Origin of the sequence: Paenibacillus sp. RRE4 (genome assembly GCF_031844205.1) — a bacterium.
In the GTDB taxonomy this organism is placed as follows: Bacteria; Bacillota; Bacilli; order Paenibacillales; family Paenibacillaceae; genus Paenibacillus; species Paenibacillus xylanexedens_B.
In genome coordinates, this window is record NZ_JAUZUT010000003.1 from 124,382 (window position 1) to 138,120 (window position 13,739).

At 46.1% G+C, this 13,739-nt stretch carries 8 protein-coding genes; 2 read left to right on the forward strand and 6 right to left on the reverse strand.

Going from position 1 to position 13,739, the window contains the following annotated elements; genetic code table 11:
• Window positions 1-177 precede the first annotated feature (177 nt).
• The 3 genes from Q9R46_RS19330 to Q9R46_RS19340 all read right to left on the reverse strand — a co-directional run bounded on the left by Q9R46_RS19330 (window position 178) and on the right by Q9R46_RS19340 (window position 5,775).
• Window positions 178-1,803, reverse strand: coding sequence for a rhamnogalacturonan lyase B N-terminal domain-containing protein (locus tag Q9R46_RS19330; RefSeq protein ID WP_311281381.1), 1,626 nt, complete (start codon window positions 1,801-1,803; stop codon window positions 178-180).
• Window positions 1,804-1,935: 132 nt separating this feature from the next.
• On the reverse strand, window positions 1,936-2,901 hold the full coding sequence (locus Q9R46_RS19335) for a hypothetical protein (protein WP_311281382.1): 966 nt from the start codon (window positions 2,899-2,901) through the stop codon (window positions 1,936-1,938).
• Between the two features lie 273 nt (window positions 2,902-3,174).
• Entirely contained in the window at window positions 3,175-5,775 is a 2,601-nt protein-coding gene (locus tag Q9R46_RS19340) for an S-layer homology domain-containing protein (protein WP_483874823.1), read from the reverse strand.
• Window positions 5,776-5,996: 221 nt separating this feature from the next.
• On the opposite strand from Q9R46_RS19340, the gene Q9R46_RS19345 reads away from it, so the two are divergent.
• Entirely contained in the window at window positions 5,997-8,336 is a 2,340-nt protein-coding gene (locus tag Q9R46_RS19345; protein ID WP_311281384.1) for a helix-turn-helix domain-containing protein, read from the forward strand.
• 20 nt (window positions 8,337-8,356) lie between these two features.
• Entirely contained in the window at window positions 8,357-10,012 is a 1,656-nt protein-coding gene (locus Q9R46_RS19350; RefSeq protein WP_311281385.1) for an extracellular solute-binding protein, read from the forward strand.
• Between the two features lie 377 nt (window positions 10,013-10,389).
• Here the strand turns inward: Q9R46_RS19350 and Q9R46_RS19355 are convergent, their stop codons facing one another.
• The 3 genes from Q9R46_RS19355 to Q9R46_RS19365 all read right to left on the reverse strand — a co-directional run bounded on the left by Q9R46_RS19355 (window position 10,390) and on the right by Q9R46_RS19365 (window position 13,684).
• Window positions 10,390-10,572: a hypothetical protein gene (locus Q9R46_RS19355; RefSeq protein ID WP_311281386.1), complete on the reverse strand. Its 183-nt coding sequence runs from the start codon at window positions 10,570-10,572 to the stop codon at window positions 10,390-10,392.
• A complete protein-coding gene (locus tag Q9R46_RS19360) occupies window positions 10,569-11,240 on the reverse strand; it encodes a hypothetical protein (protein ID WP_311281387.1) in 672 nt (223 codons plus the stop codon). The genes Q9R46_RS19355 and Q9R46_RS19360 overlap by 4 nt, the downstream gene beginning before the upstream one ends.
• A 290-nt stretch (window positions 11,241-11,530) precedes the next feature.
• Window positions 11,531-13,684 (reverse strand): TerD family protein, encoded by a 2,154-nt coding sequence (locus Q9R46_RS19365; protein ID WP_311281388.1) that lies wholly within the window; start codon window positions 13,682-13,684, stop codon window positions 11,531-11,533.
• Window positions 13,685-13,739: the final 55 nt, after the last annotated feature.

Sequence of the window (13,739 nt, forward strand, 5' to 3'; positions counted from 1 at the left end):
CTATACGGAACCGCTTCTCCAGCGAAGAAGGAAACGGTCTACACCCCTATGGCGTTTAACATTGAAAAGCATAAAAAACGTAGCCCGACCTCATGTTATCCATTCAGTCAGGCCACTCGGGCTATAGCTTCCTCAGTTAATCCTTAGATAGTTAATCATTAGATAGTTAATCCTTCGTTAATTCAGCAGTTCCACGCAATCGTACACCCAACCTGCACTTAACCAGTTGCCCAAATCGCTCGAGCCGCTGATCGGTGTAATGGTAATTGTATTGGCACCGTTAACAAAGTGTGATGCGGGAATATTCCAGCTAAAGGTAGTGTTATTGCCCCGGTATGTGCCGATGGTGAAACTACGAGAGTTTGGCTGAGCGGAAGGAGCTGGATTACTTAATGTGCGGCCATTAATAGTTACACTTGGTCGCCCATTAATGTATGCAGCCGTAATACCGATGTTCAGCACATGTGAGGAAGATGCCTGTGCTGCATTCAAGTTAAAATTCACCGTTGTAGGCGAGTTCTGACCCCGGAATTGAATAGCCGGAAAACGGTTCGTTGCACTGCCTGGAGTATACGTCACCGGCCCCCAGCTTGGGTTGCGACTGTCGGAAGGATGACGAATCGGAATCGTCTGTCCGTTCAGGAACTCCCGTGGTGTCCCATCCCAGTTCCCAATCCGCCAGATGCTGGAGGCCTTGCTCGGATCATTGTTGATGGTGCGGGTATTCACCGTTGTAGTTTGTCCCGCATTCACGTTCACATTTTCCGTGTATACGGCAAGCTCACCTTTATACACCGTCATGGTATATGTTCCCGGAATCATGCCGTACTTGGTAGCAGACCCGCTGGCCGATGCATTTGCCCAATACTGAGCGTTGCTGTTCGCAAATCCAATCGTGTAAGCGTAACCTGCCTCCATGCCCGAAAGTCCATTCAACACCACATTACCTCGACTGCTCACCCATCCTTGCAGATTTAATCCTGACATCCAGCTAAAATCAGGTGCGGCAGGTGTTCCTCCAGTTGTAAAAATAAGTGCATACGGCCCATGCAAGCCGAGACGCCAGTTCTCCGTCTGGGCATGTCCCGAGTTCATGTAATTATAGACTTCCGTTTCAGAGCCGCTTTGGAACTGAATATCACGGAAGAAAGGCCCGCCCGAGCTTTTCTCCCGGTTGCCGTACGCCATGAATACACCTACTCCGTTGCCCGTTACCCCTCGGACAGACAGATCTTTCGCCTGATCGTTACCATAATATTTGGAGGCCGATTGCCCATTCGAGAATCCGAATACATCCTGACTTTCAATCGCCCCCGTATTACCCCGGTTGTTCGAGTTCACCGGCACACCGGTCAGCACACTCCCATTGCCGCGGAAAATATAACGAAGCTCACCAATAGAAGGCTGCGCCGTAATATGGGTGGCCATATAGATGATGTTCTCACCGCCGCGCGAAGCATAATAATGCGTTAATGTACTGGTAGAAACAGTGATTAATACCGTTGAACCCGAAGGTGATTTATTCCACGTCACATTCGCGGAAGACCCCAAACCTGAACCAATATGTGATCCTCTATTACTGTTCAGCTCCGTTCCGTTCATCTTGGCCGAGATGATATCTCCATTCGTTTTGTTGACCACATACACAAGCCCGGACCCGGTATTTACCTCGATTCGGGAACCATTGTCTGTCACCTGAATCGTGGCTGCATGGCTTTTTGAAGCAGGAAAAGCAAAAACGGAAGCAACCATGGCGATGAACAGCAACATACTCGTCCACTTTTTTACCAAACGTTGATTCATGTGAATATCCCTCCTGATCACACTTTTAAATTGTGAAGCGCTTACATTTTAAAATAAAAAATGGTCCCCATCTTTTTAATAGATAGGGACTTATAGATTACCGTCTGACAGTCTATACCCGAATTATTTCTTTCAATTTTTCTTCCACATTGTCAGATTGTTCGAGGCATAAGGTGAGTAATCAGCTTGATGTTTCATTAAAGGAGCCGTTCCCCATTTTGAGATCACTTTTAAATATTTTGCACTGGCTAACGGGCCGCCAGCCTGATACACAACTCCAGAATGTTCACCATTATCATAGTATACACGCGTTCCAATTACTGCATTAATAAGACTTGTAACACTTGAATAACTACCATCTGACATATAAGCAGATGGATTATTCATCCAATAAGTATTGCTCGTAGATTCAGAATACCAAGCATATGAATGGCAATTATATTTACTTGTGGATGTTGAAACAAATGTAGCATTTGGATAAGCGTTAATATAAGAAGTATTTAATTGAGTTCTTTGAGTGGAGCTTAATTCTTCACCACGGATAATTACTGGAACAGTCGTACCCTTTGGAGTTTTTACGCTGCTATTAGTTGCAGCCAGGATCAACTCTTTTGCTGCACTTTTATTTGTCACAGAGTTCCATATTGGTCCATCTGTCAGAAGCACGCTTAACGTTAACTCTTGTAGTGATGAATCACCTTTTGACAGCTTGTTGTTTACTTGAAGTTTTTTCACCAATTCATTCCCGCCATCAGGACGGTTAAGCAACTCTTTATAGGCATCTGATTCTTCAGCTAATGCCTTGAGTCCTGCCTCATATGAATCGTACGCATAGATGTGTATAACAAGAGGATAATCAAGAACGGCATTGACAACTTCTTCTGTTGTCATTTCTTTTAGGACATCGCTTGGAATTTGAGTGGCAGCTAACATTTCCTGCTTATTTGATAATTTTGCCCAGCCCGGATTTTCAGGTGTTAGATTATATTCAAAGGATTGAGGAGAATCTGTCTGTGAGTGGTATTCATTTGCAAAAACATATCCGTTAAGTGAAAATAATAACAGAACTGCTAACAAGATGCTGACCGTCTTTTTCATGTTTGATTCCTCCTTTAATATTTATAAGACACATTCATGTTGTAACTTATTCTACCTCCTTATCAGAAATAATTAGTTGTACTCGACTACAAAATCATTATACAACCTATTTGATCCATTTAAGTGTATTTTTTGTAATAATTTTTCTTTTTCTACAATTTTTTAGAATAACCTATCAAAATAGTGTAGATCCATATTTGAAAAAAGAGAAAGTTCACGAAATGTGAACTTTCTCTCTGCTATGACGTTGATATTTTAATTCATTGATTACAATTACAGACCTGCGATCAACGATTTGATTGTGCTGTCACTTTCCAGTGCACGGATAATGATCGTTACCGCTTCAGCGCGAGTAGATTTACCATTAGGCGCGAACTCGGAAGCCGTCAATCCATTGACCAGCTTCGCGGATGAAGCAAGTTCAATCGCTTCAGCAGCCCAGTTTCCGGCTTTTACATCGCTGAATTTAGTTGGAGCATCCGTAGCCAGCGCGTTCAGATCGAGAACACGGGCAATGATAGCAATCATCTCGGCACGAGTGATCGTAGCATTCGGCTTGAAGGAGCCATCTGTGTATCCACCTATTACACCCTTATCTGCCAAAGCCCCGATATATCCGGCAGCCCAGTTAGAACCTGCATCTTTGAAGCTATTTGCTGCTTTATTCTCACTAAGTCCAAAAGCACGTGCAATCATTGCTGTAAATTCAGCCCGTGTTACAGGAGCATTCGGCTTGAACGATCCATTCTCATAACCGTTAACGACACGCAGTTTCAGGGCAATGTTAATATTTTCATTAGCCCAGTGACTCGTGATATCACGAACGGCGAATGATTGATTCTGGGTTGCCGCAATAGCATCGCTTACTGTTTTCAGCAAACTATCCGGGTTAACAACTCCAGACTTGAACGGACTTGTCGTTGTACCTGGATTAGGCTGTGTTCCCGTCGATGGCGTCGTTGTACCTGGTACAGGTTGTGTGCCTGTCGATGGTGTCGTTGTACCTGGGCTAGGCTGTGTGCCTGTTGAAGGTGCAGTCGAAGAACCGCCGCCACCATTTCCTGGTGCAGTACCTGTGTTGGTTGTATCTGTGATAACTAAAGCAATGCGATTGTTTTCATATACAACTTGTGTGCTATAATTTGACGGTAGTCCTTGGACTTTAACGGAGGTGAATTGACCCGTTCTTTGGTTCGTACCATGAGTAACTAGTGTGAACGTACCCGCACCCGGTACATAACCATTATCAAAATTCACATCCAACTCTCCAGCTGCCTGAATCGAACCTTTCACATCAAGTACATCTGAGGCTGTCGCTACATTCAGCTCCAACACCCCTGTTGATCCTTGAGTGAAGTTTCCTTCAATGTTCCATTTTCCGTATACACTTTCGGTCACTGTACCGCTGTTATTTGTAACGTTACCTGTACCAAATGCCGAAGGCGTATCGCCTTCCAATGTACCTCCGTTGATCTCTGTACCACCGGAATACGTGTTGTTACCTCTTAATTTCAGGGTACCGCTACCTTCTTTCGTCAATTTACCTGTACCGGAAATATCGTTTCTCCACACATCCTGTGCATTAAATCCACCTTTAGCAGCATCCATCGTTACTTTCACGTCATGATTGAACGCGCCGTATCCATCTGCAGCAGCAAACAGGTTAAGACGTCCCCATCCTTCTGGATCATCCAATACCGGATAACCGGAAGCAATAGCTGTTGTCGCCAGTACTGCACGACGTTGCTGATCGGACAAGTAAGGCTGTCTGGTTTCAAGCAACACTTCTGCGCCTTTAGGTACAACAACAGGTTCGTTCGTTGAATCGATCTGCGGGAATCCATATGTTAAACGTTGAGTGTATTCTTCTTTATTCTTTTGATAATCCGTGAACCGATCTTCTGCTGTTCCATTTTGTTTCAACAGGATATCATGTGCCTGCTTGTACGCATCTTGTTTCAACTGTTGATTGTCTGGATCATTCAAAGCCGAAGCTGCGAATGCCGTCGCCAATACACGTCCTCCCATAACATCAAGCGGTGAGTGCATGCCGGCTACAACCCGGTCATCTCCCATTTCAGATGCACGTGTCATTAATTCCTGAAAGCGCTCAGGAACAGAATATGCCAGTGCAATTGCTGCAAGGTAGGAGGCATTGGTGTGACCACTCGGGAATCCGCCATCAGATTCTGGAGTACTGCTTCTCACAGCTTTAAGTGTAGGTACAATAATGGATAAATCATCTTTCCAACGGAAAGGTCTCATATATTGGTAAAATTTCTTGGCTTGTTGTGTTGAGGCATAGTCCCCCCGCACTTTGCCAACCAAATCTACCATTTTCCCAAGCTCAGAATCGGAGTTTCCTCCTTTGTTGGAATCATTCGTATCTGTAAACTTCGTTGTCAACGCTTCTTGCGGAATATACGTAATAGAAGTGACCGTTCCGGACATCCCACGATATACGTCAGTTAATGCACCAAGCCCTTCAACTGCTCCATACGTCTGGTTTCTTCGATCTGTATAATAAGCTTCCTCTTCATCTTTTGCGGTACGCGTTTTAGAAAGGTTTTCCACGTAATCAATATTGTAGTCCAATACCTGTTCATTCAGCTTGGTACCGTTATTCCAAGCCGATCCCGGTGTCCATAGTTTAAGAAACTCCGAGAGAGTACCTATTGCCGGGTTGCCATCAAGAGTCATGCCAGCACCCGTGTTATTTTTGTACGTGTCTACAAAATATCCCCACTCTGGTTGAGGTGGCAATGGAATGGTTGTCTCATCTGATGCAGCGAGCACGTTGCTTGCGGCAAAGGTATTGGATAAAAGAACGACTCCCATCGCTGCGGCGAACAATCTCTTCTTGTTGCGTTTGATCACTTTCGTTTTCAAATTTGTCGACTCCCATCGTTTAATAGTTGGTCTCGGTACGGTCTCAATGTAGCATTGGGGCCGCAAAACCAGCAATAAAACAATTTCGTCATTGTATCAATTTCGACGCAATATCATAAATCCTCAACATTTTACATGAAGTTAATATAAATCGTGAACCTTGCAGAATGTGGGTAGTGTATAATTTGGGCCGGGAGGAATGTTTGATGAAAAAGTGGAGCTCTGCATGGGCGGGACTAGCCCTGTCATATGGTTCAATCGTCATCGTTATTGTGCTGCTGATCTGCTCATTTTTCTATATCTATTTCTCACGCAGTTACAATGAAGAATTAAGAAATAAGAATCAGCTGATTCTTGAAAATACAGCACGTACTATTGAAGGAACTGTACTCAAGCGGGTGCAGCAGATGTATGTTGACCTATCACTTAATAAATCAGCCAACATTCGTCTCTTTGCCGATCAGGAAGATCGAAACGGATTAAATCAGGTGGTTGATCTGCAAGAACTGCTCAAAGCCAAGGTTGCCGCCAATACCGATATTGTTCAAGGCATTCATCTCTATTATCCTGCACGTAATATCATGCTCTCCTCGCTCTATGGACTACGCTATAATGCGGATCAGAGCGAAGGGTCTGAGTATTATGCGGACTGGCTTCAGGAGATGCGCACCAGTAAACATAACAGCCTGTGGACGCCAGTACGTCATATTCCAAAGGACATTTTCTCCAGTCAGACAGGCGAGAATACCAATGGTTTGTTTACGTATGCGCACAGTTATCCTTTTCGCTCAACAGGGGAAACCAGTGATGTCATTATCGCCATAGATGTCAAAGAAGAGGCCGTGAATACCATCATTGAGAATATGATGCCTTCCCAGTATCAACATACCGTGATCGTTAACGCTACCGGGAATGCAGTGAGTCGATTGCAAGAACAAACCTCCGGACAGTCTGATATGTACACCGCAAGTCTGAAAAAGACGCTTGAGCTGGGCCATGCCAAAGGTAGCTTCGACGAGAAGATTGGAGATGCACCATATGTGGTTTCCTATCAAACGTTACCATCCACTCAGTGGATGATCTACAGTGCTACGCCATCCAGCTATTATTATGAACAGTCCATCATGATCCAGAAACTTATTCTTGGGATCTGTCTCATTGCGCTGTTGATCGGGCTGATCTTATCCGCTGTGCTTGTACGTGCCAATTATAGTCCGATCAAACGACTAGTAGGCCGCATTAAGGATCTTTCAGGAACTGCATCTCATCAGGTTACCAATGAATTTCGCCTGATCGATAATGCCTTTCTTCATCTCAAAGAACAAGTGAATCATCTCGAAGAGACTGTACATGCGAACAGTGCGGCTGTAAGGCACAAAGCTGTGCTTAACCTTTTGCAAGGTAATCCGGAACACAGGCCATGGAAAGAGGAACGTGCTGCTCTCGGTATCGCAAGGCAATACAAGGAATACTGCTGTATGCTGATGAATACCGGTTCAGCGATTGCTGAAAGTGGCTCATCCAAACAGCCTGAGACCATTGCCAAACTGATGCATGGGCTGGAGTGTCTGTCCTTGCAAGATAGCCGTCTCATTGCAGAAGAACTACCAGATAAGCGATTTGCCGTCATTCTCTGTACCGATGTGGCTTCAGAAGCATTATTGGACAAGTTCTCCCAGCTACTGCTCGCAGAGACACGTCAGCAGCTACAACCAGACATTCAGCTGTCTACAGGCTGTTGGGTCAAGGATCTAAGCGATATTCATCAGAGCTTCAACGAAGCGCAAGTCTTGATGAAATATGCTTATCTTCTGCCAGAACTGCACATTCTGAAAGACTATTCCCTGATTCAGCGCGAGCACAGTCTGGATGAAATTCCTCAGACCCTGCTTGCCAAGTTCAGAGACAAACTCCAGAGCAGGCAGCTTGATGAGGCTGTAAGCACCATCGAACAAGTGGTTGAACTTATGCGGGAAGGAGAATTCCCTGCGGATTATTGCCATTTTATCCTGTCAAATATGGTGTTTATCTACTCGGATGCAGCCAAGAACGTGCGGTATAAGCACCCGCTGCAGTTCGGACACCCTGATCTGTATCACGAATATACCAATCTGCATGATATATTGGCATACCGTAGCTGGCTGACAGCATCGATCACTACATTTATAGAAGAAACCGAGAATCGCAACAGCGATCGCGCCGTCTCCACCATCGAACTGGCCAAGCAATATATTGAAGCCAACCTTTCGGAAGACCTCTCACTTGAGGCTGTTGGAAGCAAAGTATTCCTTAGTCCCAAGTATCTGAGCAAGCTTTTTAAGGAAGAAATGGGTGTCACCTACACCGACTATGTAACATCAAGGCGGATGGAGCAGGCCAAGCTGTTGATTGAAAACAACAACATGACCATTGACCGGGTCGCAAGCTCGGTTGGTTACGGCACAACCGCCTATTTCATTAAACGTTTCAAAGAAATGTACGGCTGTACACCGGGCAATTATGTACGCAATCTCTCTTCGGCAGCAATATCCGAGGTCGGATCATAAGGATGAGGAGGATGGATCGGATGAAGGTGAAGGAACAGCAGGCAGGAGCGAAAGTTCCTTATCGCTATCGAGTGTTTCTGACTACGGCACTGCTGACGTTGGCGGGCGTTATTCTTGGCGGCTGTAATCTGCTGACCGGACCCAGTGCTGTAGTCGAATCAGAACTGAACGGCACGCCATCCTCTCCTTCGGGCAAAGCCAAATATCATATCTCGTGGACATTGCATCAGAATCTGCCCGTTCCGCAAGATGCCGAGATGTTGAAACAGGTGGAAGAGCAATTTGATGTCGACCTGGACATCTGGAATATGGAAAACAACAAATATGAGTCGCTTCTCGATATGAAGCTGGCTCAAGGTAACATTCCCGACCTCTTCCGTATCCGTCAGCCGCAGGATTTGTTGAAATATCAGCAGCAAGGGGTGCTTGCCGAGATTCCGGTAGAGACGTTGAAGCAATATGCCCCAAATCTCATGCGTATTATCCATGAACAAGCCCCGGCCTATGAACATGCAGGAGTTATCGACGGGAAGTATTACGGCATTCCTGTCATCAATCCAACGAACATCTACCGTACACCTGTGGTATATCGGCAGGATTGGCTGAACAAGCTGGGTTTGTCCGTTCCGCAGACGCTGGCGGAATTCGAGAAGGTTATCTATGCATTTACCTTTGATGATCCTGACGGCAACGGCATCCAAGACACGTATGGTTTGTCCAGCGAAGGCATGAATGTGGTATTCGGAGCCTTCGGTCAGATTGTTTTTGCAGATCAGCTATACTTCGGCACGAAGGATGGGAAGAAAGTTATTGGTGCGTTACAGCCCGAAATGAAGGAGGCACTGACCTACCTGCGGAAATGGTACGAGGACGGTGTAATTGATCCCGAGTTTGTCACTGGCGAGAATAAGGGCGGTTACAAACATCTGTCCCATGCGTTTATTAACGGTAAAATCGGGATGACCTCAATGGGTAACTACTACCACTGGATTCAGGATGGCGATTATGAGGATTGGCACGTTGAACGTGACGGTAAAGTGGTGAAGAGCCCAGTCCAAGCCACTTTTAATGTAAAAGAATTAACGGCCAAGTTCCCTGAAGCTCGGGTTACTTTAGGCCAACCCTTCATGGGACCTCACGGACAACGTGGCTCCAAAGGCAATGACATGTTAATGAGCTTCACTGCCATCGGAGCGGATGCAGTCAAGGAGCCAGGCAAGCTGGAGATGATTCTGCGTATTTTGGATGAGGTTAGTGCAAGCCCTGATCCAGATAAAGCAACAAGCATGACCTATGGCGTGCAAAATAAACACTGGGTCTGGACACCAGCCGAGCCCCGGAATGTCGTCATCATGCCGCCATATGACACCATGTTCGGGTATCAGAATACGATTGGTGCCAATATCGGTATGACGGTTCCGCTGAAAGAGACGGGAGAACGGGAGCAATGGGCTTCGACACTACACCTCGATCAGAACGGCATTTATAATGCGCTGGAGGTCGCCACACCCGCACTGTCTAAATATAGCGATTCGTTGATCCGATTGAAGAACAAAGCCTATATCTCATTTATTACAGGTGAGCGACCACTCCGTGAATTCGATGAGTTTGTACAGGAGTTCATGTCTGCAGGTGGTGCAGAAGTGGTGAAAGAAGCGAATGCGTGGAAGCAGTAGGGAATGCGAATTGGAGGGAGTTTCTCGCATGCGTGCCGGGGCGGGTGTCAAGGGAAAGTGACGCAACAGGATTGAAAGGTGAAAAAAAAACATTCAGTGAGATTTAAGACACGACTTAGGTAACACGCTCAACTCTAACGATCACCAGTAACCTTATTGGCCTGATTTTCGCACATTTAGAAATGTAACGATCACCAGCGACCCTATTCTAGCCAAAATGAATCACAGACGACAGTTTTCCGCTGAAAAAACGCAAATAGCGTCATCTGTGATCGTTAGATTTTCAAACAGGCTCAAATGCTCCAAATAACGTTATCTGTGATCGTTAGCCGCTGTCCAAAGCTACGGGGACGGGAGCTCAGCCAACTTATGCATCTCTAGACCAGCTGAGGGAGAAGAAGCAATAGACTACACAACATCACCGTCAGAATTGCAAAACAAACTCCAGCCCACATAACATATTCTTTGGGTGCCTGAGGATTAATCACTTTACACATAAAGTAAATAAAGAAATAGCTAACCAACGCAAACAACACCAGAATGACAGGGGTAATGGTCATATTTCACGCCCCTCCTTCTTAGCCACCGTCAAATATGCCCAATCTTCTCCACGCTTGATCGGACTGTTCACATTTTCTTGAAACTTGATGACGACCTCGTCATACTGCTGTTTCTGCACTTCACTTAGACTCGCAACGTATCGCTGTCTTGCCTGTTCAAATTGTGCACCTGTCCCATAACGATAGTAAAAATAAGGGCTGAAAATTCTATTTGCCTCTATCACTCCTTGAGGATCAGATATCAGTTGCTCGATTAATGGAATCTCGTGTTGCTTGATATAATCCGTCATGGATAGGAGGCTGTTCCTAAATGCCTCTTTCCCGAATAATTCACACCGCTTTAGCTCCGAATGCTCATAGTAACTCTCCAGTAGACCCGTGTATGACTTATGCTTGATATGGGTAACTTTACAATGCAACATGACTTCTATACTCGCTCCTGCTGTATTATGTCTATTGGCCTGCAAATAGAAGGATATCAACAATTCCTTCGTTTTCTTCTCAAGGGCCTTGCGGGATTTGACAATCTTGAAGCCAGCGAGTGGCAACAAGTCCTGCAATGATTTTAATGTGAACTCGATCAACTCCGTGGAAGATGACTGCTCGTTAAATGCATACTGGCCGAGAATGGAATCCACGCTTGTATTTTGACTTGAGTTATTATTCATGTAGATCAGGTCACTCCTTTGGGCAGTTCTTTGAAAAGAAAGCAACAACCCCTTATAGTCACGCCAAGGTTACTATACAATGGAACTCATCGTCAAATGAAGTCATGTTAACATGACTCTCCCATTATCTGTTCTTCTCATTTTCTGGTTAGCCCAAAAAGAGCAGCCTTATGACTGCTCCTTCTTCTCCAGTTGCGATAGTTGTGCTTGCACATACATACTCATAGACTCTCAACACAACATATCTCTTCAAAATGCCATTTCACTCCAGCCCATGTTGGGTCTGCAGATCAAGCCAGATACTCCGCCATAATCTGCTCGATATCATACGGTGTCACACCTTCATCGACCGCATAGATCGTATCGGCCTGCTCCTTCGTATCCACCAGTTCACCTCTCGCCTTGGCATGCATCATGAACAAGTCATACAGGTGAGGTTTGCGTAATGAAGTCATCGCCTTCCCCATCAGTACGATGCCTCCCCGATTGCCTTCCACATTGTTGTAATAGTCCGGGTACCTCGTCAGCGCCAGATCCGTCCAGATGATCGTACGGTCGACCAGATCCAGAATGACGGGAATTGCAATCTGCGTATCAGCCGTAATATCGATCTTGTTCTCCACCGTGGAAGGCTCATAGATTTCGCCCGATCCGGGTTTCTTGCGCATCATCCAGCCTGCAAAACATTCCGGCAAATTACAGTACGGATGGCTGGTAAAGGAGTGAAGTGTGGTCACCACATACCTTCCGCCATAATTCACAATCGAAGCGATATGCAGATCAATAAACTCACTCGCCCCATAAGGTGCAGTCACAATATCCCCGCTGTGGACAGCCTTATATTTAACAGACTTCAGATTCGTATATGAGATATGTTCAACATAGTTCCAGTCCTTGTCATACATGATCGCAGACAGGTCAATATCCACACGCCCTGTAGGCGTGCCGTCGACCTCGCCCTCTTTCCACCAGCTGAAGAAACGAATCGTGTCGCCCTCCCCCATCGGAATACGGCTTCCTCTCACAATCGTACGTAAGGCTTTGCTCGCGGAACGCTGTGAAAAAGGCACCAGATAATGCTGCAGCCGCTCATCGACATACGTCTTCCCGAGCGAAGGGAACGTGGCGAATCGTGTGATCAGAGCCTGCTCGCATAATTGCACCACTTCCTGACAGACAGCTTTGTCAAGCTCCGGTAGCTCATTCGGGATGCCAACCGCCTTGGCCACATTGCCTTTCGGAAAAAAGACCCGCATTTTTGACGCTTCATTCCGCTGTGCAAAATGCTGTCTCACCTGCAATAACACCGGCGTGGACACCTGAGCAGCCACCTCTTCAAAAGCAAGCAGCACATATTCTTCATTGTCTGTAATGCGTAGCATATGATCCAGCTTCCGTGCAAATTCACCCGGACGCTGAGACAACAGGTCGATCAGGCTCCAGATATTGCGATACTGGAGTGCCAGTTCAACGCTACCGTTAAAGGTTGAGAACGGCTTGTTATTTCGCAATACATCGAAGGCGGCCTGGCTACGCGGATACCGTAGCTTGTATTCGGATGGATGCAAAATTTCGCCCAGCCGAATCCAGCGATCCTTGTAGCGCAGCATATCCTCCGTGATGGAGCCGCATTGCTCCAGCAGGCTGAGGAGCAGGCGGCGCTCACGACGTTTAAATTTACGAAAAGGCGTGGCGGTTGCCAGACTGACGTCCCCCTCCGACCAGGATACAGCCAGTCGGAGCACATCGCTTGCCGTTTTAAAATAAGACCCGATACGTTCCATGCTTGCCAGTTCATATTTCAGCAACACCGCAACGACAAATCCCACATTCTCCTTATATGGAATCTCCGCAGGCAGTATGGTCTCGACCTCACTCGGATCAGCGTATTTCAATGCTTGTTGGATATCTTTTTTGTCGGTATCCGAGATGGAGCCTTTCGCTTCGATTAACTGACGGATCAGCTTCTGGAACGCTTGCTTGCTCCCCAGATCAATGATTTTCAGCTTCGTTTGCTCCACGAAAGGAGACCGCACACCAGCAGCCATAGCCGAAGGTTCGAAATCACCCAGCGTATGATGTGTCAGGTAATAAAAAACGGCGTTCAAGTACAGCTCCGCTTCGTCCGCTTCCATCACCTGCTCCGGGAATCCCGCATACATTGGTTTGTACTGCACATGGGCACCGACCATCACTTTCAGGTCTTTGACCAGCTGATCGACCATTGCTGCAAATTGTTCTTCGGACAGCGTCCGTAGTGCCTGCATCAGCTCAGTGGAGAAGGTAAACCCCAGTGATTCTATATTTTTGAGCACAGTCGCGAGAACTTTCTTGGGCAATGGCTGTTGCCGCTGTTCGCTCGGTTGAATCATCAATTTGCGCGCTCTGCGCACATAGATACTATTCATTTTTATATTGCTGTAATCTACGGAATTATTATTCATGATCAAAGAGTCCAGGAGAGCCATATCCCTAATTAACATTTGGTGGTTAGCTTGA

Excerpts from the sequence above, each read along its gene's own strand:
- Q9R46_RS19330 (WP_311281381.1), bottom strand. The coding sequence starts at position 1,803 with ATGAATCAACGTTTGGTAAAAAAGTGGACGAGTATGTTGCTGTTCATC.
- Q9R46_RS19335 (WP_311281382.1), bottom strand. The coding sequence starts at position 2,901 with ATGAAAAAGACGGTCAGCATCTTGTTAGCAGTTCTGTTATTATTTTCA.
- Q9R46_RS19345 (WP_311281384.1), top strand. The coding sequence starts at position 5,997 with ATGAAAAAGTGGAGCTCTGCATGGGCGGGACTAGCCCTGTCATATGGT.
- Q9R46_RS19350 (WP_311281385.1), top strand. The coding sequence starts at position 8,357 with ATGAAGGTGAAGGAACAGCAGGCAGGAGCGAAAGTTCCTTATCGCTAT.
- Q9R46_RS19355 (WP_311281386.1), bottom strand. The coding sequence starts at position 10,572 with ATGACCATTACCCCTGTCATTCTGGTGTTGTTTGCGTTGGTTAGCTAT.
- Q9R46_RS19360 (WP_311281387.1), bottom strand. The coding sequence starts at position 11,240 with ATGAATAATAACTCAAGTCAAAATACAAGCGTGGATTCCATTCTCGGC.
- Q9R46_RS19365 (WP_311281388.1), bottom strand. The coding sequence starts at position 13,684 with ATGAATAATAATTCCGTAGATTACAGCAATATAAAAATGAATAGTATC.